The organism is Streptomonospora halophila, assembly GCF_039542725.1.
Lineage (GTDB): Bacteria > Actinomycetota > Actinomycetes > Streptosporangiales > Streptosporangiaceae > Streptomonospora > Streptomonospora halophila.
Genome location: NZ_BAABIK010000007.1, coordinates 170,375 through 196,208, shown reverse-complemented (window position 1 = coordinate 196,208; position 25,834 = coordinate 170,375). Strand labels below are relative to the sequence as shown.

Here is a 25,834-nt window from a genome sequence, read left to right as displayed (position 1 = left end):
GGCCGAGCAGCACGGCCCCGGCAAGCGCGCCGCCGTCTCGGCGGTGCGCGTGCGCCTCGTCTGCCGCCGGAGAACCCCTCACTTGCAGGTTCTCGTACACCTTGGCAATTACGTAGTAGGAGTGCTATAAACAGTAGTCGTCGATATATGGGAGATAGGAGTTATATGGCCATGGTGGACGAGGACACGCGCGCCGAGGCGCCGTCCGGCGCCCCTGGCGGCGCCGCCGCCATCGAGGTGTCGGGACTGCGGATGCGCTACGGCGACCACGACGTGCTCTGCGGTGTGGACCTGCGCGCCCGCCGCGGCGAGGTCGTCGTGGTGCTGGGGCCCAACGGCGCGGGCAAGACCACCACGGTGGAGATCCTGGAGGGATTCCGGGCGCGCTCGGCCGGCGAGGTCGCCGTGCTCGGCGCCGACCCCGCTACCGGCGACGAGCGCTGGCGCGCCCGGCTGGGCGTGGTCATGCAGTCCTGGCGCGACCACGGCCGCTGGCGGGTCGACGAACTGCTCGCGCACGTCGCCCGCTTCTACGCCCCCTACTCCGAGCCCGGCCGGGTCCGGCCGCGCCCCGTTGACGAGCTGCTGGAGACCGTCGGGCTGACCGACTGCGCGCGCCGCAGGATCAACACGCTCTCCGGCGGCCAGCGGCGCCGCCTCGACGTCGCCATCGGCATCGTCGGCCGCCCCGAGGTGCTGTTCCTGGACGAGCCCACCGCCGGGTTCGACCCCGAGGCCCGCCGCGACTTCCACGACCTCGTCCACGGACTGGCCGACGAGGACACCACGGTCCTGCTGACCACCCACGACCTCGACGAAGCCGAGAAGCTGGCCGACCGCATCCTCATCCTGGCCGGCGGCCGGGTGGTGGCCCAGGGGACCGCCGACCAGCTCGCCGCCCAGGTGCCCGCCGACGCGGAGGTCAAGTGGACCCGCGGCGGGCAGCGGTTCGTGCACTCCACCCCCGACGCCACCGCTTTCCTGCGCGGACTGCTGGCCGATTCCGGCGACGAGGTCGCCGGAATCGAAGTCCGCCGCGCCAGCCTGGAGGACGCCTACATGACCCTGGTACACCGGCACGAGACCGGCGACGCCCGCGCGGCCGCCTCGGCGTTCGCGGAGGAGGTCCGATGAACACCCCCGCCCTGACCGCCCTGCGCGCCGGGCTCGCCCGCGGCGTGACCGAGTTCCGCCACTCGATGACCAGCAAGGACGACCTGCTCAGCCACTTCGGCATGATCGTCGTCTTCGTGGCGGTGTCGCTGATGATGCGCGGCCGGCACGTCGCCGGCACCGACGTGCCCATCGCCAACATGTGGATGCCGGGCTTGATGGGCCTCACCGTGAGCATCAGCGGGGTGCTGACCGTCGCCTCGCTGCTGGCGACCGAGCGCGAGGACGGCACGCTGCTGCGGGCCAAGGCCGTGCCCAAGGGGATGGTCGGCTACCTGGTGGGCAAGGCGGTGCACATCGTGCTGGTCACCGCTTCGCTCGTCGCCGTGCTGGTCGTCCTGGCGACGCTGCTCCTGGACGGCTTCACCATGGGCGGCCCGGTCGGCTGGGCGACGGTCGCCTGGGTCACGGTCCTGGGGCTGCTCGCGACGGCTCCGCTGGGTGCGGTCGCGGGCTCGCTCATCACCAGTCCGCGGGCGGTGATGTCGGTGCTCATGCTCCCGTTCATGGCGGTGATGGGCATCTCCGGCGTGTTCTACCAGGCCGGCTCCCTGCCCGAGTGGATGCAGTGGATCGCCCAGGCCCTGCCCCTGTACTGGATCGCGCTCGGCATGCGCTCGGCGTTCTTGCCGGACTCGATGCTGGTCGTGGAGATCGTCCAGTCCTGGCGCCTGGACCAGGCCGCCCTGGTGCTCGCCGCGTGGGCGGTCGCGGGGTTCCTGGTGGCCGTGCCCGTCCTGCGCCGCATGGCCCGGCGCCAGTCCGGCGCCCGCGTCGAAGCCGGCCGCCGAAGGGCGATGCAGCGTGGCTGAGGTGCGCGGCACCGAGGAGTCTGCGGTGCCGGGGGCGGCGGAGGATCGGGCCGCGGAGAAGGCCCCTGCAGACGAGCCCGCCGGCGGCCGCGCCGGCCGGCGCAGCGGTGGCGGAGGGCGCGCCGGCGGGGGAGGGGCCGAGCCCGAGCGCATCCACAACCGCATCGCCGTCCTGCGCGCCGAACGCGGCGTCTCGCGGCGCCGGCTCGCCGACGCACTCGGTGTGCACTACCAGACCGTGGGCTACCTGGAGCGCGGGGAGTACAACCCCAGCCTGCACCTGGCGCTGCGCATCGCCAGGTACTTCGAGGTCCCCGTCGAGGTCGTCTTCTCCACCGAACCGTTCCCCCGCATCGGAGACTGACGCCGGCCCGGCCCCGCTCTGTCGGCGCGGGGCCGGGGGCAGGCGACCCCACGCGGGAGGAACGCACGAAACCATCCGAGCCCGCCGCCCGCGGGCGGCGGGGCGGCTGCCCGTCGATGGGCGTTTCCGGGTTCTGGGGGGCCGGGGGTGACGGGCGCGATGCGGTCTCGTGTGGCGGTCTTCTCGACCGGTTCGGGTCGGGAGGCGGCTGGGTGGCGGGTCGGGGGCCGCCTTCGGCGGCGGCGCCCGATGGCTGGGGGTTGCCCGGGTTCGGCCGAGCGTGTGTAAGAGCGCGTCTTCCCTGGATCGGGGGAGGCCGCGCCCGTGCGCGGCGGGCTCGGGCGGCGCGACGCCGGCCGGGCGTGATGCCGGCTCCCGCCCTCGGACGGGGCGCGTGCAGCGCGCCGGGGGGCCTCGGCGCGCGCCCGGCGTCGGCCACGCTCCGAGCTGCGCGGTCCCCGGCGCGCGCCTACGCCTCCAGCAGGTCCTGGCCGAGGTAGCCGCCGTTGCGCGCCGCCGGGGGCACGGCGAACAGGGCGCTGCCCTCGTGGCGGGTGTACTCGTTGAGCGCGTCGCCCGCGTCGGCCAGGTTCCGCTGGACCGCCGCGAAACCGCGGGCCGGGTCGGCCTGCCAGGCCATGAACAGCAGGCCCGCGTCGCGGGTGCCGTCGCCGCGCCAGCCCTCGTCGAAGCTGTAGCCGCGGCGCAGCATGCGGGCGCCCAGGTTGTTCTGCGGACTGGCCAGCCGGATGTGGGCGTGCTCGGGGATGCGGGGCCGGCCCTCGGCGTCCCTGGCGGTGAGGTCCACCTCGGCTCCGGCGCGCTGTTGCCCGAGCGGTGCGCCGGTAGGCAGGTCGCGGCCGATCACGCGCTCGCGGTGGCCGACGTCCTCGCCGAACCAGTCGTCCAGCAGCATCCGGATGCGGCGGACGACCAGGTAGCTGCCGCCCGCCATCCACTCGGGCCCGACGCCCCGGCCCACCTGCACGGTCCGCTGGAGCAGCGGGCTTTCCGGCGCGGGGTTGTTGGTCCCGTCGATCTGGCCCATCAGGTTGCGGGGCGTGGCGCCTGGGTCCTCGGCGGCTGCGGCGGTGCGCCGGAACCCGCGCACCGACCAGCGCACGCGCACGCGTCCGCCCGCCCGGCCCAGCAGGTGCTGCACGGCCGCGGCGGCCACCACCGGGTCCTCCGCGCCGACCTGCAGCAGCAGGTCGCCGCCGCACCACTCCTCGCGCAGCGCGTCGGTGGAGAACGACGGCAGCTCGGCCATCGCCTCGGGCCGGGCGTCCTGCAGGCCGGCGGCCGCGAGCAGGGACGCGCCGAGGCCCGCGGTCACGCCCAGCGACGCCGGCAGCAGACCGGCCGAGGGGGCACCGGGCAGCGCGGCGGCCGGACCTTCCTCGTGCAGCCGGTCGGCGGCCGCGGTCCAGGCGCGCAGCACCTCCGCCGCCCGCTCGCGGGTGTCGGCGGCCGAGGAGCCGCCCTCGCCGCCCGAGCCCGCCAGGTCGAGCGCGAGCACGTGCGCGAAGGCCGGCGGCGTGCCGGTGATCCCGGTCTGGAGGCGGCCGGGACCGCCGTCGGGGGCGTGCGCGCCGGACATCCGCAGCCGCGGCGGCGTCCCGGTGTCGGCGGCGGTGTCCGCGCGTGGCGACAGCACCTCGCCCGCACCCAGACCGGTCCCGGCGCCGATGAGCGCCGCGGCGCCCACGCGCGCGAGCAGCCCGCGCCGCGAGACGCCGGACCGCGGGTCCTGCTTCGGCGCTTCCTGCGGCGCACCGGCGTCCTGCCCGGACTCGCCCTCGCTCATCGCCTGCTGTGCTCCTCGCCTGCGGCTGCTCGTCTCCGCCGCCCGCCACCGGCCGGCCGTGCTCCACCGCCGGGGCGCCGACCCCGTTCCCGGTTCCTCCGCCGGCCACCCCGTGGTCCCGGGACGACGCCCGCGTCCGCCGGAAGCGCTCCAGTGCCGCACGCGTCCTGAGCCGGTGCAACGATCCCGCCACCCGTCAAGGCAACGGCAAGACCGACACCACCTCGAAGGCGCCGTTGGCGGCAGAGAGGTTGACCGAGCGAACTCACAGCCGCTCCTCGGCCAGCCCGGGCAGCACGTCGGTCATCCTCTCGGGCGGGGTCCCCTCGTCGAAGAAGCCCACGGCCGCGCCCTCGCCGTCGAGCACGGCCACGCGGCCGCCGTGGCTGACCTGGTAGTCGCCGTCGGTCCTCTTCGGCTTCTCGACCGGGATGCCGTAGGCCTCGGCGGCCGCGACGACCTCGTCGATGGGGCCGCGTACGCCGGTGAACTCCGGGTTGAACGAGTCGAGCCAGCCGCGCAGCTGCTCACCGGTGTCGCGCTCGGGATCGGTGCTGACCATCACGACGTCGAACTTCTCGGCCGTGCCGCCCATCCGCTGCAGCGCGGCGTCGATGTCGGCCATGGTGGTGGGGCACACGTCCGGGCAGCTGGTGTAGCCGAAGTAGAGCAGCGTGAGCCGGTTCTCGGCGACGTCGCCGAACGCCCACGGTTCGCCCTCGGCGGTGGAGAACTCGTACTGCGGCGCGGGCATCGCGCTCTCCGCGACCTCCATGAAGGGGCCCTCGCGCTGCTGGGTGCCCTGCGTGCCCTGCGCCTGCTCGCCCGTGCCGCAGCCCGCGGCCGCGAGCACGGCCGCCGCCGCCACCGCCGCCGCCCCGAGCCCGGCGCGGCCGACGCCGCGCTGCCGCTCACTCATCGTCGAGCACAACCCCTCTACCGTCTGACCCTCGATCGGCGCCGCGGGACGCACACACCCGCCCCGCCGGCACTGCCGCGCCCCGGCAGCCGCGCATCGCCGCACCCGCCCCGAAGGCGGCGGACGGGCGCCGCACCCGTGCGCAGAACCGGCGAAACCGCAGCGCAGCGCGTTCCGCCGGAGCAGATCCGCGTGCACGCGCGCCTCGGAGGCGACGCTACCGCCGCCGTCGGGCACCGGCGATCCGGGGTCGGTCTCCGCTCCGCGCCCGCGACCGGAGGCCCGCCACGCACGAGAGCGTCACCGGGGCGCCTTCCCGAGGGGCCGCGGAGCGCCGCCGCGCGGCCAGGCGCGCCCGGTACGGAACGGCGGGGGAGCGGTACACCGCGTCGGCGCCCCGCGGGCGCTACCGGTCGCCGGAGTGGTCAGCGCCCGGCGACACGGTCCGCGGACCGTGCGAACCCGCCGACGAGACACCACCATGGACGCCATGACCGCAGAATCCGCCGCACCCCCCTGGCGCGGAGTCGCCCGCCACGCCGACCGCCGCTCCGAAGTGGGACCCGTCGAGCTCTTCTTCGACCTCGTCTACGTCTTCGCGATCATCCAGCTCTCGCACGTGCTCATCGACCACCTCAGCTGGCACGGCTTCGCCGAGACCGCGGTCGTCTTCGCCGCGGTGTGGTGGGGGTGGAACTACACCGCGTGGGCGATGAACTGGCTGAACCCCTCCAACACGGCGGTCCAGCTGCTCAACGCCGTGCTGATGCTGGCGTCGCTGGGCATGGCCGTGGCCATCCCCTACGCCTTCGGCGACGCGGGACTGCTGTTCGCCGGCTGCTTCGTGTTCATGGGGATCCTGCGCCCGGTGTTCATGATCCTGGCGTTCAAGGGCGGGCAGACGGCGTCCAACTACCGGGCACTGCTGAGTTGGTCCGCGCTGGCCGGCGTCTTCTGGATCGCCGGCGCGCTGCTGCCGCCGGACGTGCGGCTGTGGGTGTGGCTGCTGGCGGTGGCGATCGACTACGCGGCGCCGCTGGTGGACTTCACGATCCCCGGCGTGGTCAGGGCGCCGATGGAACGCTGGGACACCGATCCCGGCCACCTCGCCGAGCGCAACCGGCTGGTCTTCATCATCGCCCTGGGCGAGTCCATCCTGCTGATGGGCGGCGCCCTGGCCGACGAGGGGGTGGTCGACGCGGGCAACCTGCTCAGCCTGCTGCTGGGCTTCGCCGGGCTCACGGTGCTGTGGTGGAACTACTTCGCACTGGCCGGCCACGACGTCACCGCGGGCCAGGGCGGCACGGGAGCGCTGCGCTTCGCGTTCGCCTACGCCCACGCGCTCATGGTCCTCGGCGCCATCGTGGTCGCGGTGTCCATGGAGCTGCGGCTCACCCACGACCACCTCACCCCCGGCCTCGCGCTCGTGACGGTCGGCGGGCCGCTGATCTACCTGGCGGGCAACCTGCTGTTCCTGCGCTCCCGCTTCGGCCGGATCGCCCGCTCCCGCTTCATCGCCGCCGCGCTGCTCGCGGTGATCGGCGCCGTCGCCGCGGTCTGGCACGACCACCTGCCCGTCGCCGCGGTCACCCTGCCGGTCCTGGTGGTGATGGCGTCGCTGGCGGTACTCACCGCGCGTTCGCGCTCGGCCGCCGGGGCCCGGTCCTCCGGCTGAGCCCGCCGCGCCGCCTCGGGCGGGGGATCAGGCGGGGGCACCGCGGGCGAGCTCCAGCAGCCGGGTGGTGGTGTTCCAGTTGCGGACGGTGACCGGGGCGGGCAGGTAGCGGTCCAGGAGCGGCGTCAGCTTGGCCCGCCCCAGGCCGTCGGGGAAGTACAGATACACCTCGCGCTCGCCCGGAACCAGCTCCTCGGGCGCGTAGGCGGCGCTGTCGAGGGCCGCCAGGCGCTCCCGGTCGACGGGTGAGTCCAGGAACGCCACCGCGCACTTGGCCGGGTCGCGGACCGCGAACGGGACGGCGCCGACGACGCGCTGCAGGTCGGCGGCGCTGCGCACGACGACCGCGACCGCAAGCCCCAGCTCGTCGGCGAGCGCCCCCTCGATCGCGGCGCCGATCGCGCGGGGATCGGCGCCGTCGGCGCTGAAGACGGCGTTGCCGCTCTGCAGCAGCGTCGCCGTGTCCGTGTAGCCCAGCCCGCCCAGCAGCGCGCGCAGATCGGCCATGCGGACCTTGTTGCGCCCGCCCACGTTGATCCCCCGCAGCAGGGCCGCGTACCTGGCCACCGCGTCCTCCCGTTCTCGGCTCCCCGGGCCGCCCCGGCCGGCGGCGGAGGAGGCAGACTATCAACCGGCGGTGACGATCCGCCTCGCCCGCACCGCTCAGTTAATCTACGGTGTAAAGGCGGGGAGTCGGCAGTCCGGTACGTCCCTCACGCGACGCGGTAGGGCTCGGCATCGGCCTCACGCAGCTCGACACCGTGGCCCGGCCGCTGCGCATCCAGCGGCAGCATCCCCTCCCGCGGCGCGTCGGCGCCGTCGAAGAACATGCGCTCGATGCGCACGTGGTCGTGGAACCACTCCACGTGCCGCAGCCGCGGCGCGGCCGCCGCCACGTGGCGGTGCAGGTAGGGGGCGCAGTGCGCGGAGTTGTCCAGGCCGTGGGCCGCCGCCACCGCGCACGCGCGCAGGAACTCCAGCACCCCGCCGCAGCGGGTGGCGTCGATCTGCAGGCAGTCCACCGCCTCGGCGGCGCACATGTCCTCGAAGTAGTCGACGGTACAGCCGTACTCTCCGGCCGTCACGTCCATCGCGACACCCTCGCGCACCTGCCGCAGCCCGCTGAGGTCGTCGGAGGAGACCGGCTCCTCCAACCAGCGGACGCCGGCCGCGTCCAGCCCACGCCCCACGCGGATCGCCTGCTTGGCGGTGTAGGCGCCGTTGGCGTCCACGAACAGCTCCGCGTCGTCGCCGACCGCGTCGCGGGCCAGCTCCACGCGGTGCAGATCGCGCCGCTCCCGCGTCCCCCACGACTCGCCGACCTTGATCTTGACCCGGGTGAAGCCCTCCTCGTGCACCCAGCCGCGCAGCTGCCGCCGCAGCTCGTCGTCGCCATAGGAGGTCAGCCCCCCGCTGCCGTACAGCGGGACCTCGTCGCGCATCGCGCCCAGCAGCCGGTGCAGGGGCAGCCCGAGCAGGCGCGCCTTCAGGTCCCACAGCGCCGTCTCGACGGCGGAGATCGCATAGCCCACCGCGCCGGGCCGCCCGGCGTTGCGCACCGACCGCACCATGGCCTCCAGGGTCGCGGGCACGTCCAGCACCGCGCGGCCGGCCACCACGCCGGCGAGCTGGTCGCGCACGATCCCGGCGCAGGCCGGCGGCCCGTAGGTCCAGCCGATCCCCTCGCGGCCGCCGCCCGTGGCGCGCACGACCACGATCGTGGTGGAATCCCAGGCCAGCGTGCCGTCGGCGGAGTGCCGGTCGGTGGGCACCGTGTAGGCCGCCGCACGTACGCCGTCGATCGCCGGGTCGCCGTCCACCGGGCTCACGCTCCCGCCCCGGTCCGTCCGGAACCGGTGGCGAAGGCGCCGGAGGAGCCCGCGCGCACCGCCTCCTCGCGGATCGCGTCGATGTCGTAGGCGGGCGCCCGCCGCCGCTCGGTCATGCGCGGCGCCCCCGACTCCGGCAGTCGGCCCGGCGCGCCGCCGCGCAGCCCCATGTCCAGCGCCTGCGCCAGGTGCACGGCCTCGCGTCCGGTGCCCGCGTGCTCGATCTGCGTGCGGCAGCTGAACCCGTCGGCCAGCACCAGCGCCTCGGGGTCGGCTCCGCGCACCGCGGGCAGCAGCCCCTCCTCCGCGCAGGCCATCGACACCGCGTAGTGCCCGTCCTCGAAGCCGAAGTCGCCCGCCAGGCCGCAGCAGCCGGCGTCGGGCACGTCCACGTCGGCGCCGGCCCGCTCCAGCAGCTCCCGGTCCGCCGAGAAGCCCATGATCGCGTGCTGGTGGCAGTGCGGCTGGGCCAGCGCCGTGCGCTCCAGGCGCGGCGGCTCCCAGTCGGGGGCGTGGGCGTTCAGGAACTCGGCGAGCGTGAAGGTCTGCTCGCGCAGCCGCGCCACATCCTCGTCGTGCGGGAACATCTCGGGGGCGTCGGCGCGGAAGACCGCCGTGCAGGAGGGCTCCAGCGCCACGACGGGCACCCCGGCCCGCACGTCCTCGCGCAGCGCCGCGACGGTGCGCGAGACGACCCGCCGCGCCGTGTCCAGCTGCCCGGTGCTGATCAAGGTCAGTCCGCAGCACAGGGTGCGGCGCGGCATGCGCACCTCGAAACCGGCGCTCTCCAGCACGCGCACCGCCGCCGCGCCGACCTCCGGGTGGAAGTTGTCGGTGAACGTGTCGGGCCACAGGACCACCTCGCCGCGCGTCGCCGGCCCGGTGCGGCCGGCCCGGCGCCGCCGGCGCCTGCGGAAGGCGTCGCGCAGCCGCACCGGCGCGAACGCGGGGATCGGCCGGTCGGCGGCGATGCCGCCGATGCGCTTGGCCGGCTTCGCCAGCAGCGGCGCCGCACTGAGCGCGTTCACCGCCTCCGGGGCGGCCGTGGCGAGCCGCGCCCACAGCGGCAGCCAGCCCATCGAGTAGTGGGAGCCCGGGCGCAGGCGCCCGGAGTAGTGGTGGGACAGGAACTCCGCCTTGTAGGTGGCCATGTCCACGTCGACCGGGCAGTCGCTCTTGCACCCCTTGCACGCCAGGCACAGGTCCAGCGCGTCGTTCACCTCCGCGGACCGCCACCCGTCGGTGATCACGTCGCCGCGCAGCATGTCGTTGAGGATGCGGGCGCGCCCGCGGGTGGAGTGGGCCTCCTCGCGCGTCACCCGGTAGCTGGGGCACATCACCCCGCCGCTGTCCTGGCGGCAGGAGCCCACGCCCACGCACCGCAGCGTGGCGCGGTGGAAGTCGCCGTCGTCGTCGGGATAGCCGAAGTGCGTCGGGGGATGGTCGGGGGAGTAGGAGGCGCCCAGCCGCAGGTGCTCGTCGAGCCGGGCGGGCCGGTGCCCCTCGGGGCCCACCAGCTTGCCGGGGTTCATCCGGTCGCCGGGATCGAAGATCCGCTTCATCTCGGCGAAGGCCGGCATCAGCTCGGTGCCGAACATCCTCGGCCACAGCTCGCCGCGCGCCTGGCCGTCGCCGTGCTCGCCGGAGAACGAGCCCCCGTAATGCGCCGCCAGGTCGGCGGCGCGCTCCACGAAGCCGCGGAAGTCGGCGATCCCGCGGGCGGTGGTCAGCTCGAAGGGGATGCGGGTGTGCAGGCAGCCGTGCCCGAAGTGGCCGTAGAACGACGAGCGCCGCGCGTAGCCGAACTCCTCCATCAGCGCGTGCAGGTCGCGCAGGTAGTCGCCGAAGCGCTCCGGCGGCACCGCCGAGTCCTCCCAGCCCGGCCAGGTGTCGTGCTCTCCCGGAACACGCGCCGTCGCGCCCAGGCCCCCTTCGCGCACCGACCACATCGCCGCGGCGGCGCCGGGCTCGTCGTAGATCTTCACCGCCGGCGCATCGTCGGCGCCGGCCATCGCGCGCTCGAAGTCCTCGGCGCGCCGCCGCGACTCCGCGGCGGAGTCGCCGCCGAACTGCACCATCAGCCAGCCGGCGCCGTCGGGCAGCATGCCCAGCGCCTGCCCGTTCAGCTCCTCGCGGCGCTCGAAGGACACCAGCTTGTCGTCGATGCCCTCCAGCGCCATCGGCTCGAACTCCAGGACGCGCGGCACCGCGTCGGCGGCGGCGAACACGTCGCGGAACGCGCACATCACCAGCGTGCGCTCCGGCGGCTCGTGCGACAGGTGCAGCTGGGCGCGCAGCACGGTGGCCAGCGTGCCCTCCGAGCCCACCAGGGCGCGGGCCACGTCGAACCCGTTCTCCGGCAGCAGCGAGTCGAGGCCGTAGCCCGACACCCGGCGCGGGATGTCAGGGAAGCGGCGCCGGATCGCCTGGCCGTGGCGCTGCGCGAGCTCCCGAAGCTCGCGGTGGATCTCGGCGCGCCGGCCGCCCTCGGCCTGGATGCGCTCGTACTCCGCGTCGCTCGTGGGCCCCACCCACATCCGGCAGCCGTCGTAGGTGAGGATCTCCAGTCGGCGGATGTTGGCCGAGGTCTTGCCGTAGGCCTGGGCCGTCGACCCGCAGGAGTCGTTGCCGATCATGCCGCCGAGGGTGCAGCGGTCGTGGGTGGAGGGCTGCGGTCCGAAGATCACCCCGCCCTGCTCGCGCGTGCGCGCGTTGAGGTCGTCGAGGACGATCCCGGGCTCGACGGTGGCGGTGCCGCCTTCCAGGTCGACCTCCAGCAGGCGGTTGCAGTACTTGGACCAGTCGAGGACCACCGCTGTGTTGCAGCACTGGCCCGCCAGGCTGGTGCCCCCGCCGCGGGAGAGCAGCGGCGCGCCGTGTTCGCGGCACACGGCGACCGCCTCGATGCCCGCCTCCACGCTGCGCGGGACGACAGCGCCGATGGGGATCTGGCGGTAGTTGGAGGCGTCGGTGGCGTAGATCGAGCGGGTGCCGTGGTCGAACCGGACCTCGCCGTCCACGCGGTCGACCAGGTCCTTGCGCAGCGCCTCGGCGTCGACGGGCGCCGCGGTCTCGGAGCGGTCGGCTCGGGCGGCTTCGGTGTCGTGCGCGGTCACCAGGTCCCCTTTCCGCTGGGCCGCCGCTGCCGGCACCGCGGCGACCGCCGGGCGGTGGCACGCGCACCGGCGGCCGCCGGACGTGCTCGATTCGGCGGAGCCGCGCGGCCGCGCACGCCGTCGGGCGGGCCGCGGGCTCCCACGGACGCGGCTGACCGCAGCGGGGCGCGGCAAACACCCCGCCCGCCGCGACCGCGGCAGCGGAGCGCCCCGGAAGCCATCGAATAAATCTACGATGTAAAGGTCGTTGTTTCGGTAAGCCTTTCACCAATGCCCCTACCGCTCCTGCGGCACCGGGCGGCGGCATCCGCCGCACCTGCGGGCGTTGCGCACTCGACCGGGTCCGCGGGGACCGCCGCGAGGGCGCATCCTCCACTCTTGTCACACCCCCCGGCTAGCGTGAGGATGGTCATAATCACAGCGGAGACCGCGCGGCCCACCGCCTGCGCCGGCGGTGACCCGCGTGTTCGGCTCTCTCCAAGGGACCAGTAAATGAGCGATCTCGCCGCCACACCAGAGCAGGACTCCGCTGCGGCCCCCGCTGCGGGGGGTGACGACATCGAGCTGAAGCTCGAGTCCTACCGCGTCGAACTCACCGGCTACTGCTACCGGATGCTCGGTTCCGCGTTCGAGGCCGAGGACGCCGTCCAGGAGGCGATGGTGCGCGCCTGGCGCAGCATCGACCGCTTCGAGGGGCGCTCATCGCTGCGGTCGTGGCTCTACCGCATCGCCACCAACACCTGCCTGGACATCCTCAACGGCCGTTCGCGCCGCGCGCGGCCGATGGACATGGGGCCCGCCCAGGGCACCGACGCCGTGCTGGGGCCCGCCTACCCCGAGAACACCTGGGTCGAGCCGTTCCCCGACCACCGCGCGCTTCCCGCCCTCGACGACCCCGCCGAGCAGGTGGCGCTACGCGACTCGGTGCGGCTGGCGTTCGTGGCGGCGCTCCAGCACCTGGCCCCGCGCCAGAGGGCGGTGCTGATCCTGCGCGAGGTCCTGGCCTGGCGCGCCCAGGAGGTCGCCGACCTGCTCGACACCACGGTCGCCTCGGTCAACAGCGCACTGCAGCGCGCGCGGGCCACCATGGCCGCGGTCGGCGACGCCGACACCACCGACCCGCTGCGGCCCGACGACAGCGCCCAGCAGGCGCTGCTGAAGCGCTACGTCGACGCCTTCGAGCACTACGACCTCGACGCGCTGGCGTCGCTGCTGCGCGAGGACGCCGCCATGTCGATGCCGCCCTACGCGCTGTGGTTGCGCGGCACCCGCGCCATCGCCGCCTGGATGACCGGGCCCGGCCACGGCTGCCGCGGCTCCCGGCTCGTCCCGGTCTCCGCGAACGGTACGGGTGCCTTCGGCCAGTACCGGCCCGGCGGCCCCGGCGGGACCTTCGAGCCGTGGGCGCTGCAGGTCATCGAGACCTCGGGCGAAAGCATCGTGGGCATCACCAACTACCTCGACACCGAGCGGATGTTCCCGCTGTTCGGCCTGCCGGACCACCTCGGCCCGCAGCCGGCCTGATCTCCGCGTCCGCCGCCCGCGCCGATTCGGGGCTCCGGCGGCGATGACTCCGGCGGGCCCGGCGGTCTACCCCTGCGACGACCCGCCCAGCCAGGAGGTCCCGTGTCCGAGCCGGTCCGCACTCCGCCGGGGTCCGAGCCCCGTGCCGCCACCGCCCGCCCGCGCCGCGCGGTGCACATCGCGCTGTGGGTGCTGCAGGTCCTCACCGGCCTGTTCTTCATCTTCGCCAGCGCCGCGCCCAAGCTCACCGCGTCGCCCTACGCCCTCGACATCTTCGAGGACATGGGGACCGGTGCCTGGCTGATGTACACGATCGGCGTCCTGGAGCTCGCCGGCGGGATCGCCCTGATGGTCCCGGTCCTGGCCGCGCTCGCCGGCCTGTGCTTCATCGGGCTGATGATCGGCGCGTTCCTCGTCCAGCTGACCTACATGGGCGGCGAGAACGCCGCCACCCCCGTGATCCTCGGCGTCATCGTCGGCCTCATCGCGTGGGGACGGTGGAGCGGCCTCGGCGACCTCGCCCGGCTGGTGAGCGGTCGGCGCCGCTGAGGCCGCGGGGCCGGCCACCGGAGCGGATACGCGCTCCCCGGGGCGGCAGCGGCGCCACGGCCGCCGCTGCCGCCCCCCGCGTGACACAGCACACTCCCCACACCCCCCGGCCGGGTGCTAACCTGGGTTTCGGGTTGCAGCAGTCTTGATTTCGCATGATCCACGTACGATCGCCCGCGGAGTTTTTGACCAGCGGGCGTTTTTCATTCCAGAGAAAGGTTCGCGGCACCCCCAGACGCCGCAGGGTGCGGGTCTGGACCGATCTCGGAATGGAGAGATCCGCCATGGCGCAGGGAACCGTCAAGTGGTTCAACAGCGAAAAGGGCTTCGGCTTCATCCAGCAGGACGCCGGCGGCCCGGACGTCTTCGTCCACTACAGCAACATCGCGGGCAACGGCTTCCGCAACCTTGAGGAGAACCAGCGCGTCGAGTTCGACGTCACGCAGAGCCCCAAGGGTCCGCAGGCCGAGAACGTCCAGGGCCTCTGAGTCCTGGCGGCATAAGCACGCGGCCGGGGGCCGCGCCGGGCGACCGGCGCGGCCCCCGCTTCGTGTCCGGGCCCCTTCTGCGAACGGCCCCGCGCCCGCCGCCATGGCGCGGCGCACGGTAGTACTGGGACGGTCTTGGCTAGCATGCCCGATATGACCCCGAGCCTTGAGGTGCACACCGAGCGGTTGACGATCCGCGACTGGAGCACCGACGACGCCGAAGCGGCCCTGCGGATCTACGGCGCAGAAGAGGTCGCACGCTGGCTGACACCGGAGATGCGCACCGTCCGCGACACCGAGGCGATGCGCTCGGTGCTGCACGCCTGGGTCGAGGCCCAGCCCAACCTCGTTCCGCCGGCCGGCCGCTGGGCGATCGTGCGCAGCAGCGACGGCGACCTGATCGGCGGCCTCTCGCTGCGCCTGCTGCCGCCCTTCGAAGAGGACTTCGAGCTGAACTGGCAACTGCGCCCCGACGCGTGGGGCAACGGCTACGCCACCGAGGCCGGCCGCGCCGCCGTCCAGTGGGCCTTCGGCCAGGGCGTCGAAGAGCTGTTCGCGGTGGCGCGCCCCAAGAACACCCGCGCCATCGCCACGGCGCGCCGGCTGGGCATGGAATGGGTCGGCGAGACCGAGAAGTACTACAACACCCGGCTGCAGGCGTTCCGGATCCGCCCCGCCGACACCCCCGACCGGTCGCGCTGAACCGCCCGGCCCCACGCAGAGGAAGCCGCATGCCCGCCCCCGCCCACGAACGCGACCTCGGCCGCATGCTGGCCGGCCTGGAGCCGCGGCTGCGGCCCGGTACCTACGTCTTCGCCCGCGCCGAAGCCCTGCCCCGCGGGCTGCGTCCGGCGGTCACCGTCGCCGAGGACGAAGGCCTGACCGTGGTCTGTACCCGTGCCGAGGCCGAGGCCGCCGGGCTCGAGTACGGCTTCGCCGCCGCCTGGATCACGCTGCTCGTGCATTCGGCGCTGGACGCGGTCGGTTTGACCAGCGCGGTCTCGGCGGCGCTCGCCGAGGCCGGCCTGGCCTGCAACGTGGTCGCCGGCTACCACCACGACCACCTGTTCGTGGCGGCCGGGCAGGGGGAGCGGGCCGTCGAGGTGCTGCAGACGCTCTCGGCCGCCGCCGCGGGCACCGCCGACTGACCGAGGCGGGGGCCTCAAAGCCCGCCGCGCTCGCGGCCCCGCGCGCGGGCCATGCGCTCGTACAGCGGCGCGAGCAGCGCCGCCAGGTCGTCGGCGCCGCCCCCTCCACCGGTGCCGTCCTCGGCCGCCGGCGGCGGTTCGGCCAGGTCGGCAGCGGGCCGCGCGGGGTCCGGCCGCGGCGGCTCCGGCAGCGCCGGAGCGCGCCAGAAGTCCCCGGGCCCCCGGAGGGCGTGCGGGTCGCGCACGCCCGGCGGGTCGGGTTCGGCGCAGGCCGCCGCCGGGTCCTCGGCAAGGACCGGGGTGCGGGCGTGGCGCCGCAGCTCCGCGAGCAGCTCGCCGCGCGGCCGCCCCAGCCACTCCACCAGCAGCAGCGGGTCCGCCGCCAGTGTCTCGGCCAGGGCGAAGAGCGCGGCCGCGGCGTGTTTGCACGGGTGCCCCCAGTCGGGGCACGAGCAGCTCAGCACCAGATCGTCCAGGCCGCCCGGCAGCATCCGCAGCCCCATGACGCCGAAGACCCGCTCCAGCTCCTGCGGGAAGGCGCCCGCCAGCAGCGCGGCGCGGAAGACCGGCTGGGTGCCCAGCGCTTCGGCCAGCGCCGCCCACTCTCCGGAGTCCAGCACGGGGGTGATGACACTGACCCGGTAGGGCCGCGCTCGCGATCCTTGAACCCGCGCCGTGGCCTCGCCCGGCCGCACCGCGACCGCCGACACCGCGCCCCGGGCGGCGTAGCCGCGGCCGCGCTCGACGCGGCCCGGGTCGCCGTCGCGCTCCACCGCCCCGCGCAGGCGGTGGGCCACCCACTCCGCGCGTCCCCGCCCCGCGGTCACGGCCCCACCGCCTCGGGCGCCAGCCGCACGACCTCGCGCAGCCGAGCGGTGGAGAGGTCGCCGAGCCAGTCCTCGCCGGTGCCCACCGCCGTGGCGGCCAGCCGCCGCTTGCGCTCGATCATCTCGTCGATCCGCTCCTCCACGGTGCCCACGCATACGAGCTTGCGGACCTGCACGTCGCGGCGCTGGCCGATGCGGAAGGCGCGGTCGGTCGCCTGGTCCTCCACCGCGGGGTTCCACCACCGGTCGATGTGCAGCACGTGGTTGGCGGCGGTGAGGTTCAGCCCGGTGCCGGCGGCCTTCAGTGACAGCAGCAGCACGAGCGGCCGCGGGCTCGTCTGGAACCGGTGGGTGATCTCCTCGCGCTCGGGGCGCGCGGTGCCGCCGTGCAGCCACAGCACCTCGCAGCCCAGGCACTCGGCCAGGTACGGAGCCAGCCGCGCGCCCAGCGCGGTGTACTGGGTGAAGCACAGCGCCTTGTCGCCCGCGGCCAGCGCGTGCTCCAAGAGCTCCCGCAGGCGCTCCAGCTTGCCCGAGCGCCCGGCCAGCGCCGAGCCGTCGCCGAGGAACTGGGCGGGGTGGTTGCAGATCTGCTTCAGCCGCGCCATCGCCGCCAGCACCACGCCCTTGCGCCGGATGCCCTCGGCGTCGGCCAGGCGCTCGGTCATGTCGTCCACGGCGGCCTGGTAGAGGCTGGCCTGCTCGGGGGTCAGGGTGCACCAGGCGCGGCTCTCCAGCTTCTCGGGTAGATCGGAGATGATCGCCTTGTCGGTCTTGAGCCGGCGCAGGATGAAGGGGCCGGTGATGCGGCGCAGGTGCGCCGCGCTGTCGCCGCCGGCGTCCGGCTCCGCGGCGCCGTCGGCGGCCGCCGCGGCCCGCTCCACCTGGGAAGCGATGCCGTCGCGGAACGCCTGCTGCGAGCCGAGCAGGCCCGGGTTGGCGAACTCCATCACCGACCACAGCTCGTCCAGGTTGTTCTCGACCGGGGTGCCCGTCAGGGCGATGCGCGTGCGCGCCGGCAGTTGCCGCACCGCCGCGGCCTGGCGCGTGCCGGAGTTCTTCAGCGCCTGGGCCTCGTCGCAGACCACCCGGTGCCAGGGCATGGCGGCGAGCTCGTCGGCGTCGCGCAGCACCGTCCCGTAGGTGGTCACCACCAGGTCGGCCGTGCCCGCGGCCCGGGCCAGCGCGTTGCCGTGCAGGCGAGCGGGGCCGTGGTGGACGTGCACCGCCAGCGCGGGGGCGAACCCGGCGCTCTCCCGCTGCCAGTTGCCCACCAGCGACACCGGGCAGACCAGCAGCGTCGGACCGGGGCGCTCGGCCGCTCCGGCACGGCGCTCGTCGGCCAGCACGGCCAGGAGCTGCACGGTCTTGCCCAGCCCCATGTCGTCGGCCAGCACCGCACCCAGGCCCAGCTCGCCGAGGAAGCGCAGCCACGCCGCGCCGCGGCTCTGGTAAGGGCGCAGCTTGCCCGTGAAGCCCTCAGGCGGCTCCAGCGGCGCCATACGGGAGTCGGTGTCGGCGCTGAGCAGCTCGCCCAGGGCGCCGTCGGCGTCGACGTCGGCCACCGGCAGCGGGGCGGCGGTCGGCGACACGAGCAGGCGCAGCGCGTCGTCACGGCGCATGGTGCCGCTGCCGCGCCGGCGCAGGTAGGCCAGCGCGGTGCGCAGGTGGGCGGGATCGACCTCGACCCAGCGTCCGCGCAGCCGCACCAGGGGCTGCTTGAGCCGGGCGAGCTCGGCGAGCTCGGCGGTGTCGACGGGCTCGCCGTCGCAGACGGCCTCCAGGGAGAAGTCCAGCAGGTCGGAGGCGCCGATTCCGCCCCCTCCGGGGCGTTCGCGAGCGGTCAGGTGCAGTGCGAGGGAGGTGCGGCCCGACCACGCGGGCAGCACCACGGCGAACCCGGCGGCGCTCAGCCGCGGGGCGGTGTCGCGGACGAAGGCGTACGCCCGGCCGGTGTCCAGGGTCAGCGCGGCCGGCGCCGGTTCGGTCAGGACCTCGCGCAGCGCGGGGTAGAGGCGTGCGGCCCGGTCGAGGTCGGCCAGCATGTCCGACTCGACGCCGAGCGGCAGGCGGTCGGCGCCCTCGCCCAGCCACAGCGCCGCGAGGGAGACCTGCAGGCTGGGGTCGGCGCCGGACTGCACCCAGAACTCGACCCGCCACTCCTCGCGGCCCGCCGCGCTCGCTCGGTCCTCGGGATCGGGCTCGACCAGGCGGAACACCAGCCGGGCCGCGGCGGCCTCGCGCTGGGCCGCGGTGTGCCAGGCGCTCAGCCGGGCGGCCAGGCGGCGGTCGGCGGTGTCGCCGCCGGGCCGCAACCGGGCGTCGTCGCCGGTGAGCGCGGCGGTCAGCCGGTGGACGCCCTGCTCGGCCGGTCCCGCCAACCGGGAGCGGGCCTGGGCGTCCAGCAGGTCGCCCAGGGCCCGGTAGACGGCGGTGCGCGCCGGCTGGGCGGCGTCGGCGGCCGACGGCGGCAGCGCCGCCACCAGTGCGGCGAAGTGCTCGGTGTCCGCCTCGGTGAGCACCGGCCGCCAGAGCGCCCGCGGCGGTTCGCCCACCAGGCGCGGCAGCAGCCGGCCGGCGTCCAGCAGCCGTTCGGCGAAGGCGTCGACGGCGGCGAGGTGGGCCGGGCCCGGGCCGGCGGCGACCGCGTCGCCGCCGCTCGGCACGCCGCCCGCCGGGGCCGAGCGCAGGGCCGCGAGCAGCGGGGGTGCGTGCGCGGCGGGCAACTGCAGGCAGGGCACCCGCCAGGTGCCCCACCTTGCGGCCTCGTCCGCGTCCGCGTCGTCGGCGCCGGGCGGGGGAGTGGGCCGCCCGTGCGTGCCCGACGCCGTGGAGCGCAGGGGAGCGCCGTCCGATGCGGGCAGGTGCAGTTCCGCCGTACCGGTGTCGCAGTCGGCCGCCGCGGCGCCGCCGGCGAGCGCGGCCGCGGCCGCGAGCAGCCGCTCCGCCGATGCGGCGAAGGGGTGGTCGGGTGCCGGGGACGCGGGGCGGGGCCCGGCGGCGGGGGAGGGGAGGGCGCCGTCCTCGGCCCAGAGCACGGCACCGGCCCGGCGGCCGGGCGCCGCGGTCCGCCACCGGCCATGCAGGATCAGCACGCCCGCCCCTCCTTACGCGTCTCGGCACCGCAGACGTTACCGCCCGGGTGCGACGGGCCCGGCGAGCCCGGCGGCGCACCGGGTCGGCCGCCGGCTCAGCGGGCGCCCGGGTGCGCCGCCCGTCCGTTCAGGCGCGTGTGCAGCAGGATCCACCCGTCGGGGGAGACCTCGGCGACCAGCGCCGAGCGCGCGACGCCGGCGGCCGAGAGTGCGGAGTCCACCCGCCGCGCGGGATGGGCGCGCAGCAGCGACGCCCGAAGGCTGCCCCCGACGCCGGAGAACCCCAGGTCCACCAGCTCCCGGTAGGAGTCCAGCTCACTGCGCGGCACCAGCGGATGGGGACGGCGGACCAGCCGCAGGATCGCCGAGTCGACGCCGGGCACGGGCCGGAAGCGGTCGCGGGGCACGCGTCCGGCCGTGGACCAGGCGATGAGGGGCCAGGTGTGCACGGTCAGCCGGCTCCAGCGCCCGAAGCCGCCGGTGCGCTTGCGCGCGTACTCCAGTTGGGTGATCAGCGTGGCCGAGACGAGGGCGGGCCGCCCGGTGTCGCTGCCGGCGGCGGCCGGGAACCCGGCCGCCGCCAAACACCAGCGCACGATGCCGGCCGTGGCGGAGTAGGGGATGTTGCCCACCACGTGGAACGGCTCCCGGGGCGCTCGGGCGCGGCGGAAGTCGGTCTGGACGACGCGCACGGTCGAGGCGAACCGCAAGCGCAGCGCTTCGGCCAGGCGCGGGTCGATCTCGTAGGCGGTGAGCCGGCCGCAGGCCGGCGCGAGGTACCGGGTCAGCATGCCCTCTCCGGCGCCGACCTCGACGACGTTGTCGCCGGGGCCGACACCGGATGCGCGCACCACGCGGCGGGCGACGCCGGTGTCGATGAGGAAGTTCTGCGAGTAGGCGCGGCGGCGCTGCCGCGCGGAGACGGGGCCGGTGCCGCGGCGCGGGCCGTCGGTGCCGGTCGGTCGCACGTGCCGGTTTCGTGCCATGGGGCGTTCCGCTCCAGCCGGCCCGGGGGGCCGGCGGACGGGACGGGCGGCGGGCACAGCACGGAACGGCCGCACGGCGGCGGCGAGCGCGGGGGCCGGGCCGCCCGTCCGATGGAGATCAGGACAGGTGGCGGGCCCCGGACCGGGATGCGGAGAAGGCGCGCGGACGCGCCGGCGCGGCGCGCTGTCAGCGCGGCGGCGAAGGGCTCGGCGGTCGTTCAGCCGAGCGTGTGTGCCGACCGGTCCGGGGACGCGGACCGGCGGGGACGGCGCACGAGCAGCGCCGCGGACCACCGGACCGTGCTCCGGCGGTCGACGATGGCGTGGAAGGCTCCCATAGTGCGTATGAGGCTATGCGCGGGCTCAGGCGCGGCGCAACGGGTTTTCACAGAAGGAATCTACGTTGTAAAGGTGGGTTTGACCGTGCCTGCGGAACCGCGCGGCATCGCGCAAGATCCGGGTGTCCGTTCACGCGAGCGGGCACCCGGCCTCCTCAGCCGGCCGCGGCATCGGCGGGTGCGGCCTCCCGCTCGCGCGAGCGGCCCGGTGGTACGGAGCGGCGGCCCTGCTTAGGGCACTGTTGACGGCTCTGTCCGTTGCGGGCGGCGCACTCGGGTGCGCCCCGCGCCCGGGGCGCGAAGCGCCGCTTCTCCGGCGCGGGGCGCTGCGATGAGAACCGCTGCTGCTCCGCACCGCCGGGGAAGGAGTCGGGGCGGGGCTCCTGCCGACGGACGAGGACGCACCCGGCCCGACCGGGTGCCGACCGATATGGCCTACTCCTCCCGGGGCAAGCGCGCCTACCGGCGGCGCGGGAGGATCCCCGCGACCATCGCCGAACCCGCCGACCGGCGGGCCCACCGCAAGGCCCGGGAACAGGCCGGCGGCCGTCCGCCCGCCTTCGACGCCCGGGCCGAGCGGGACCGCCGCGCGGTGGAGTGCGGCGCGGAGCCGCTCAAACTGGTCCGCGCGGTGGCCACGCGCTACGACGAGCTCGCCCTGCGCTATGAGGCCGCGGTCCAGACCGCCGTGGCCGACACATGGCTGCGCGGCCTCGCAACGGCACCTTTTTGAACAGGGCCTAACTCCGCGGGACCTCCTTGACGAACACGATCCCGTCGTTGCCGTCGAGATGGGCGGGGTCGACGGGGAAGTAGCCGTAGTAGGGGGACACGCGGCGAGCGGGCCGCGTGTAGCCGAGAGCGGCCGCCAGCCGGGCGGCGCCGAGGACGCAGTGGTCCCCCGGGAGCGCGTACAGGAGGCCTTCGACGGTGTCCGGCGGCGGGGTCTCGACCCCCTGGTGCCGGATCGTGCCGAGCGCCGTGGCTAGGAAGGCGTACTCCTCGCCGAGGCGGGCGCTCACGAGCGCGCCGGCGCTCCACCACTCCAGCGGCAGGCCGCCCATCCGCATCGCGCTCTTGTTCCGCTGGAGATGGAGGTTGTGGGCGTGGACGAGCGTCGGGCCCCGTTCGACGGCGGCCAGGAGGTTGTCGGCCATGATCCGGTCGCGCAGGCCCACCAGCCGCGTCATGCGGCCCGGTGAGGTGTCGGCCATCCACGCGTGGTAGCGCAGCAGGCCGGTCGCGGTGCGCGCGTACAGGCGCGCCCGCTCCCACGCGTCCCGCGATGTCGCCGAGATCAGGTGCGGCGTCTGCTCGCCGAGCAGGGCCGCGAGGTCGTCTGCGAGCAGACGCAGCCGTTCGGCCTCGGCCGAGCCCCCCGCGGACCGGGCCGGCTCCGTCATCGCGGCGGTGTCACACCACTGGTCGTCGGTGCCGAGCAGGCGGTCGAGCGTTTCCGCCGTGCAGGGGAGCAGATCCGCGTCCACCCGGGCTGCGAGGTAGCCGTGGAGTCCAGTGAGGGCCTGGCGGGGGCTCGCGGCGCCGCTGATCTCCAGCGGACCGTCGAAACCGGCGAAGCGCAGGCGCTCGGATGCGGGCCGGCCGTCGTTGTAGGCGCGCATCCAGCCCACGAGTTCGCGGTTGGCCGCGGAGGCGCCGAACCCGTGGCTGAATCCGCGCTCCATGGCCTCGTCGAGGGTGCCGACGCCCGAGGCGACGTAGTCGTCCACGACCAGGCCCTTCATGCAGTCGCTCTCGAGCGCGATCGTCCGGTAGCCCTCCTCCTCGACGAGCTGTCGGAAGAGGCCGTTGCGCATGTCGAGGAGGGTGTCCTCGCCGTGGGTGGGCTCGCCCAGCGCGAGCAGCCGCGGCCGGGCCGCAAGCTGCCCCATCACGGCGGACGCCTCGACGGCAGGGGCGGTGTCTTTGGAGCAATCAACCATACCTCAACGGTATCGTTGAACTTCCGGTTGAAACTTAATCGCGACACTGGCAGGACGATGGCGAAAAACCTTCAAAACGCAGATCGGCTCAGGCCGGTCGACCTGGCGCGCGGGCACGGTCTGTCCACGCAGGCGGTCCGCAACTACGAGCAGGACGGCATCCTTCCGGCCGCCGCTCGCACGCCCAGCGGCTACCGCGTCTACACCCCGTTGCACGCCCAGGCCCTGCGCACGTTCCTGGCCCTGGTGCCCGGCCACGGCCACCAGGCGGCGGCGTCGATCATGCGGGCGGTGAACGAGGGTGCGGCCGATGAGGCGTTCCGCCTTCTCGACGAGAGCCACGCCCGACTGCTCGAGGACCGCCGGACCCTCCAGGCCGTCGAGAGCGCCCTGCGCGACCTGGAGCCCGGCGCGGCGGGCGGGCCCCGTGCGGTCTCCGGGTCGGGCGGCACGTTCATCGGGCCGCTGGCGGGCAGCCTCGGCATCCGGCCCGCGACGCTGCGCCAGTGGGAGCGCGCCGGTCTGGTGCGCCCGCGCCGCGACCCGCTGACCGGCTACCGCGTCTACGACGAGGGCGACGTACGCGACGCGCGGCTGGTCCGCCAGCTGAGGAGGGGCGACTACCTGCTGGAGCAGATCGCCCCGCTGATCGAGCAGGTGCGGTCGGCCGGCGGGCTTGAGCCGCTGGAGGCCACGCTGCACGACTGGCACCGCCGGCTGTCCGACCGCGGGCGGGCGATGCTCGCCGGGGCGGCCCAACTGGAGGAGTACCTGCGCCGGCGCGGTTGAGACCCCGGGCGCGCCGGGCGAGGGGACCGGCTGCGCAGGCGGAGCGCTGGAGAGCAGGGGAGTGGGGGGAGGCGGCGACGACCTCGCGGTGCGCGCGGGACGGACCGATTCCGGGAACGAATCCGTCGGTACGCGGGCGAGTCGCGCCAGGGCGTTGCGGTCTCGAATAAATCTACGTTGTAAAGGTGCCCATTTTTTAACGAAAAAGCGTCCAAACATTAAGGAGCGGCTACGCCGCACCCATTTCTAGGGCGCAAAACGCAACCGCTCCCCGCCGTGCCGAGCGGATCCGCTCGGCACGCTTCCCGTGTCAGCCGTCGGTCGCTTCGGTGACCGCCTTCTCCAGAAGCTGGTTGGTGGCGTCGACGGCCGCCATGAGGGTGGCGGGCTCGGTGTCGAGCCCGGCGAGGACGTCGTCGACGTGGCGCAGGCCGGCGCGTTCGAGCAGCCGCTTCTCGTTGGTGACCCAGGTGGCGCGGGCGGCCATCACCGCGTGGGCGGCCTGGGTCGCCGCGGTGGCGACGGCCCCGGCGGTGCCGGTGAGGTTGCCGCGCTGGGCGTAGGCGCTGCGCCCGTAGGCGAGCTCGAACTTCGCCTGGGTCCACCAGCGCTCCGGGGCCAGGCGGCGCAGTTCCTCGGGGAAATCCGGGCGGGGCAGCTCTCCGTGCAGGACTTCGTCGAGGGCGAGTTCGGCGACGACGAGGTAGGTGGGGATCCCGGCGCGGTGGAAGGGCAGGAGCTCGACGTCGAACCGTCCCTTGCGGGCCTCGGCGATGCGGTATTCGACGTCGTCGAGGTCGCGGAAGTGGATGTCGACGCTTCGTCCGTCGATCTCCAGCCAGGCGCCGCCGTTGAACACGCCGCCTCCCCAGCCGCCGATCTCGGAGACCTCGCCCGGCCAGCCGACGGCGCGCAGGTCCTCGGGGTCGAAGCGGTGGCGGTAGTAGACGGCGAAGTCCCAGTCGCTGTCGGTGGTGTGGGTTCCGGTGGCGCGGGAGCCGCCGAGTGCGACGGCCTGGACTCCGTTGATTCCGGCCAGGGTGTGGGAGACGTGCTCGCTGAATTCGGTGTCGTCGCTGAGCCGCATGCGTGAAACGGTATCGCGGTCGCCTCCTCGTATGCTGACGGGGTGCTAGAGGAGATTTCGGCGACGCGGTATGTCCTTCCGCTTCGGGAGGGCGGTTCGCTTCCCGGGCTGGTGGAGGCGGACGACTGCGGTATGTACGTGGTGAAGTTCGTGGGGGCGGGGCAGGGCCGCAAGTCGCTGGTCTCCGAGGTGATCGCGGGGGAGTTGGCGCGGGCGCTGGGGCTGCCGGTGCCGGTGCTGGCCCTGGTTCGGGTGGATGCGGTGATCGGGCGCAGTGAGCCCGATCCCGAGGTTCAGGAGTTGTTGAAGGCCAGTGACGGTTTGAATGTGGGAATGGACTTCCTGCCGGGTGCTGTGGGCTTCGATCCGCTGGTGTTCGAGGTGGATCCGGGGTTCGCGGGCCGGGTGCTGTGGTTCGACGCACTGGTGGGGAACGTGGATCGGACGTGGCGGAATCCGAACATGCTGGTGTGGCACGGGAGGCCGTACCTGATCGATCACGGTGCGACGCTGATCTTCCATCACAACTGGCGCGGCGCGGAGCGGGCGGTGTCGCGGTCCTATGACGCGGATGATCACGTGATGCTGCCGGTGGAGCCGGATCTCGCGGCGGCGGACGCGGAGTTGGCGCCGTTGGTCACGGAGGAGTCGTTGCGTGGGGTTGCGGATTTGGTTCCGGACGACTGGTTGGTGGATGAGCCGGGATTCGGTTCGGCTGCGGAGGTGCGGGACGCGTATGTGGCTCATCTGCTGGCGCGGGCCGGTGAGCGTTCGTGGCTGCCGGAGGTGCGGCGGTGAGCGGCGGGGCGTCGGGCGTGCTGGTGGATCGGGATGTGTTCGAGTACGCGCTGGTGCGTGTGGTTCCGCGCTTGGAGCGGGGTGAGCAGGTCAATGCCGGGGTGATCGTGTACTGCCGTGCGCGGCGGTTCTTGGGTGCGCGGTGCGTGCTGGACGAGGAGCGGTTGCGGGCGCTGGATCCGGGTGTGGACGTGACGGGTGTGGCGCGGGCGCTGGAGGCGGTGGAGCTGGTGTGCCGGGGCGGTGCGGGTGCCGGGCCGGCGCGGGACGAGGACTCGGGGCGGCGGTTCCGGTGGTTGACGGCGCCGCGGAGCACGATCGTGCAGCCGGGGGCGATCCATACGGGGTTGACGCGTGATCCGGCGGGTGAGCTGGAGCGGTTGGTGGGGCGGCTGGTGCTGTGAGGCGCGGTGCGCGGTGTTCGCGCGTGGGGGCGGTGGTGCGGCTGCTCGGGCGCTGGTGTGTGCGTTGAGGTGGTCGCTGTCGGTGCGTAGGCGGCGGCGCCGGTTCCGTAGGGCGGGTGGGTCGGTGGGGCGAGTGGGTCGGTGTGGGCGGGGCGGTCCGTGC

Annotated in this window: 23 protein-coding genes; 13 read left to right on the top strand and 10 right to left on the bottom strand. The window is 74.6% G+C overall.

Translation table 11 applies throughout. The annotated features are described in order from the left end of the window. The first annotated feature begins 165 nt into the window (after positions 1-165). The 3 genes from ABEA15_RS08745 to ABEA15_RS08735 all read left to right on the top strand — a co-directional run bounded on the left by ABEA15_RS08745 (position 166) and on the right by ABEA15_RS08735 (position 2,349). Positions 166-1,134 (top strand): ABC transporter ATP-binding protein, encoded by a 969-nt coding sequence (locus ABEA15_RS08745; protein WP_345556223.1) that lies wholly within the window; start codon positions 166-168, stop codon positions 1,132-1,134. Next, the gene (locus ABEA15_RS08740; RefSeq protein ID WP_345556222.1) at positions 1,131-1,985 is read left to right on the top strand and encodes an ABC transporter permease; all 855 of its coding nucleotides are present in this window, start codon (positions 1,131-1,133) and stop codon (positions 1,983-1,985) included. Before ABEA15_RS08745 ends, ABEA15_RS08740 begins: the two co-directional genes overlap by 4 nt. Positions 1,986-2,136: 151 nt before the next feature. After that, positions 2,137-2,349 carry a helix-turn-helix transcriptional regulator gene (locus tag ABEA15_RS08735; RefSeq protein ID WP_344143272.1) on the top strand — a complete coding sequence of 71 codons (213 nt, stop codon included), beginning with the start codon at positions 2,137-2,139 and terminating at the stop codon, positions 2,347-2,349. Between the two features lie 469 nt (positions 2,350-2,818). Here ABEA15_RS08735 and ABEA15_RS08730 read toward each other — a convergent pair whose 3' ends face one another. Together ABEA15_RS08730 and ABEA15_RS08725 are read right to left on the bottom strand one after the other, a co-directional pair. Further along, positions 2,819-4,156 carry a Dyp-type peroxidase gene (locus ABEA15_RS08730; protein ID WP_345556221.1) on the bottom strand — a complete coding sequence of 446 codons (1,338 nt, stop codon included), beginning with the start codon at positions 4,154-4,156 and terminating at the stop codon, positions 2,819-2,821. A 265-nt stretch (positions 4,157-4,421) separates the two neighbouring features. Further along, a complete protein-coding gene (locus tag ABEA15_RS08725; RefSeq protein ID WP_345556220.1) occupies positions 4,422-5,075 on the bottom strand; it encodes an SCO family protein in 654 nt (217 codons plus the stop codon). Positions 5,076-5,565: 490 nt separating this feature from the next. Between ABEA15_RS08725 and ABEA15_RS08720 the strand changes: the two genes are divergently transcribed. Next, entirely contained in the window at positions 5,566-6,750 is a 1,185-nt protein-coding gene (locus ABEA15_RS08720; RefSeq protein ID WP_345556219.1) for a low temperature requirement protein A, read from the top strand. 27 nt (positions 6,751-6,777) lie between these two features. On the opposite strand, the gene ABEA15_RS08715 is transcribed toward ABEA15_RS08720, so the two are convergent. From ABEA15_RS08715 to ABEA15_RS08705, 3 genes are all read right to left on the bottom strand, one after another. Further along, positions 6,778-7,317: a DUF1697 domain-containing protein gene (locus ABEA15_RS08715; RefSeq protein ID WP_345556218.1), complete on the bottom strand. Its 540-nt coding sequence runs from the start codon at positions 7,315-7,317 to the stop codon at positions 6,778-6,780. 146 nt (positions 7,318-7,463) lie between these two features. Then, positions 7,464-8,579, bottom strand: coding sequence for an enolase C-terminal domain-like protein (locus tag ABEA15_RS08710; protein WP_345556217.1), 1,116 nt, complete (start codon positions 8,577-8,579; stop codon positions 7,464-7,466). Continuing rightward, the gene (locus ABEA15_RS08705) at positions 8,576-11,695 is read right to left on the bottom strand and encodes an FAD-binding and (Fe-S)-binding domain-containing protein (RefSeq protein ID WP_345556216.1); all 3,120 of its coding nucleotides are present in this window, start codon (positions 11,693-11,695) and stop codon (positions 8,576-8,578) included. The genes ABEA15_RS08710 and ABEA15_RS08705 overlap by 4 nt, the downstream gene beginning before the upstream one ends. Before the next feature lie 492 nt (positions 11,696-12,187). On the opposite strand from ABEA15_RS08705, the gene ABEA15_RS08700 reads away from it, so the two are divergent. From ABEA15_RS08700 to ABEA15_RS08680, 5 genes are all read left to right on the top strand, one after another. Next, complete coding sequence (locus ABEA15_RS08700) at positions 12,188-13,219, top strand: sigma-70 family RNA polymerase sigma factor (RefSeq protein ID WP_345556215.1); 1,032 nt, start codon at positions 12,188-12,190, stop codon at positions 13,217-13,219. A 102-nt stretch (positions 13,220-13,321) separates the two neighbouring features. Next, complete coding sequence (locus tag ABEA15_RS08695; RefSeq protein WP_345556214.1) at positions 13,322-13,768, top strand: DoxX family protein; 447 nt, start codon at positions 13,322-13,324, stop codon at positions 13,766-13,768. A 284-nt stretch (positions 13,769-14,052) separates the two neighbouring features. Beyond that, a complete protein-coding gene (locus tag ABEA15_RS08690) occupies positions 14,053-14,256 on the top strand; it encodes a cold-shock protein (RefSeq protein ID WP_311545090.1) in 204 nt (67 codons plus the stop codon). Between the two features lie 153 nt (positions 14,257-14,409). Further along, a complete protein-coding gene (locus ABEA15_RS08685) occupies positions 14,410-14,958 on the top strand; it encodes a GNAT family N-acetyltransferase (protein WP_344143199.1) in 549 nt (182 codons plus the stop codon). Positions 14,959-14,987: 29 nt separating this feature from the next. After that, positions 14,988-15,404 (top strand): ACT domain-containing protein, encoded by a 417-nt coding sequence (locus ABEA15_RS08680; protein WP_345556213.1) that lies wholly within the window; start codon positions 14,988-14,990, stop codon positions 15,402-15,404. Between the two features lie 14 nt (positions 15,405-15,418). Here the strand turns inward: ABEA15_RS08680 and ABEA15_RS08675 are convergent, their stop codons facing one another. The 3 genes from ABEA15_RS08675 to erm form a co-directional block, all read right to left on the bottom strand. Further along, complete coding sequence (locus ABEA15_RS08675; protein WP_345556212.1) at positions 15,419-16,231, bottom strand: SWIM zinc finger family protein; 813 nt, start codon at positions 16,229-16,231, stop codon at positions 15,419-15,421. Further along, positions 16,228-19,326, bottom strand: a complete 3,099-nt coding sequence (locus ABEA15_RS08670) for an SNF2-related protein (protein ID WP_345556211.1) — start codon at positions 19,324-19,326, stop codon at positions 16,228-16,230. Before ABEA15_RS08670 ends, ABEA15_RS08675 begins: the two co-directional genes overlap by 4 nt. 95 nt (positions 19,327-19,421) lie before the next feature. Next, the gene (gene erm / locus ABEA15_RS08665) at positions 19,422-20,312 is read right to left on the bottom strand and encodes an ErmE/ErmH/ErmO/ErmR family 23S rRNA (adenine(2058)-N(6))-methyltransferase (RefSeq protein ID WP_345556210.1); all 891 of its coding nucleotides are present in this window, start codon (positions 20,310-20,312) and stop codon (positions 19,422-19,424) included. Between the two features lie 768 nt (positions 20,313-21,080). Here erm and ABEA15_RS08660 point away from each other — a divergent pair. Beyond that, positions 21,081-21,383: a hypothetical protein gene (locus ABEA15_RS08660; protein WP_345556209.1), complete on the top strand. Its 303-nt coding sequence runs from the start codon at positions 21,081-21,083 to the stop codon at positions 21,381-21,383. A gap of 7 nt (positions 21,384-21,390) precedes the next feature. On the opposite strand, the gene ABEA15_RS08655 is transcribed toward ABEA15_RS08660, so the two are convergent. Next, positions 21,391-22,593, bottom strand: coding sequence for an erythromycin esterase family protein (locus ABEA15_RS08655; protein ID WP_345556208.1), 1,203 nt, complete (start codon positions 22,591-22,593; stop codon positions 21,391-21,393). A gap of 57 nt (positions 22,594-22,650) precedes the next feature. On the opposite strand from ABEA15_RS08655, the gene ABEA15_RS08650 reads away from it, so the two are divergent. After that, positions 22,651-23,382: a TioE family transcriptional regulator gene (locus tag ABEA15_RS08650; RefSeq protein ID WP_345556207.1), complete on the top strand. Its 732-nt coding sequence runs from the start codon at positions 22,651-22,653 to the stop codon at positions 23,380-23,382. Positions 23,383-23,692: 310 nt separating this feature from the next. On the opposite strand, the gene ABEA15_RS08645 is transcribed toward ABEA15_RS08650, so the two are convergent. After that, positions 23,693-24,469, bottom strand: coding sequence for a nucleotidyltransferase domain-containing protein (locus ABEA15_RS08645; RefSeq protein WP_345556206.1), 777 nt, complete (start codon positions 24,467-24,469; stop codon positions 23,693-23,695). Between the two features lie 42 nt (positions 24,470-24,511). Here ABEA15_RS08645 and ABEA15_RS08640 point away from each other — a divergent pair, with 42 nt between their 5' ends. After that, positions 24,512-25,267, top strand: coding sequence for a HipA family kinase (locus ABEA15_RS08640; RefSeq protein WP_345556205.1), 756 nt, complete (start codon positions 24,512-24,514; stop codon positions 25,265-25,267). Next, a complete protein-coding gene (locus tag ABEA15_RS08635) occupies positions 25,264-25,671 on the top strand; it encodes a DUF3037 domain-containing protein (protein WP_344143186.1) in 408 nt (135 codons plus the stop codon). The genes ABEA15_RS08640 and ABEA15_RS08635 overlap by 4 nt, the downstream gene beginning before the upstream one ends. Positions 25,672-25,834 lie beyond the last annotated feature (163 nt).

Coding starts and splice junctions, on each gene's coding strand:
- ABEA15_RS08680 (WP_345556213.1), top strand. CDS start 14,988: ATGCCCGCCCCCGCCCACGAACGCGACCTCGGCCGCATGCTGGCCGGC.
- ABEA15_RS08660 (WP_345556209.1), top strand. CDS start 21,081: ATGGCCTACTCCTCCCGGGGCAAGCGCGCCTACCGGCGGCGCGGGAGG.
- ABEA15_RS08745 (WP_345556223.1), top strand. CDS start 166: ATGGCCATGGTGGACGAGGACACGCGCGCCGAGGCGCCGTCCGGCGCC.
- ABEA15_RS08650 (WP_345556207.1), top strand. CDS start 22,651: ATGGCGAAAAACCTTCAAAACGCAGATCGGCTCAGGCCGGTCGACCTG.
- ABEA15_RS08645 (WP_345556206.1), bottom strand. CDS start 24,469: ATGCGGCTCAGCGACGACACCGAATTCAGCGAGCACGTCTCCCACACC.
- ABEA15_RS08690 (WP_311545090.1), top strand. CDS start 14,053: ATGGCGCAGGGAACCGTCAAGTGGTTCAACAGCGAAAAGGGCTTCGGC.
- ABEA15_RS08730 (WP_345556221.1), bottom strand. CDS start 4,156: ATGAGCGAGGGCGAGTCCGGGCAGGACGCCGGTGCGCCGCAGGAAGCG.
- ABEA15_RS08720 (WP_345556219.1), top strand. CDS start 5,566: ATGACCGCAGAATCCGCCGCACCCCCCTGGCGCGGAGTCGCCCGCCAC.
- ABEA15_RS08655 (WP_345556208.1), bottom strand. CDS start 22,593: ATGGTTGATTGCTCCAAAGACACCGCCCCTGCCGTCGAGGCGTCCGCC.
- ABEA15_RS08685 (WP_344143199.1), top strand. CDS start 14,410: ATGACCCCGAGCCTTGAGGTGCACACCGAGCGGTTGACGATCCGCGAC.
- ABEA15_RS08740 (WP_345556222.1), top strand. CDS start 1,131: ATGAACACCCCCGCCCTGACCGCCCTGCGCGCCGGGCTCGCCCGCGGC.
- ABEA15_RS08700 (WP_345556215.1), top strand. CDS start 12,188: ATGAGCGATCTCGCCGCCACACCAGAGCAGGACTCCGCTGCGGCCCCC.
- ABEA15_RS08725 (WP_345556220.1), bottom strand. CDS start 5,075: ATGAGTGAGCGGCAGCGCGGCGTCGGCCGCGCCGGGCTCGGGGCGGCG.
- erm (WP_345556210.1), bottom strand. CDS start 20,312: ATGGCACGAAACCGGCACGTGCGACCGACCGGCACCGACGGCCCGCGC.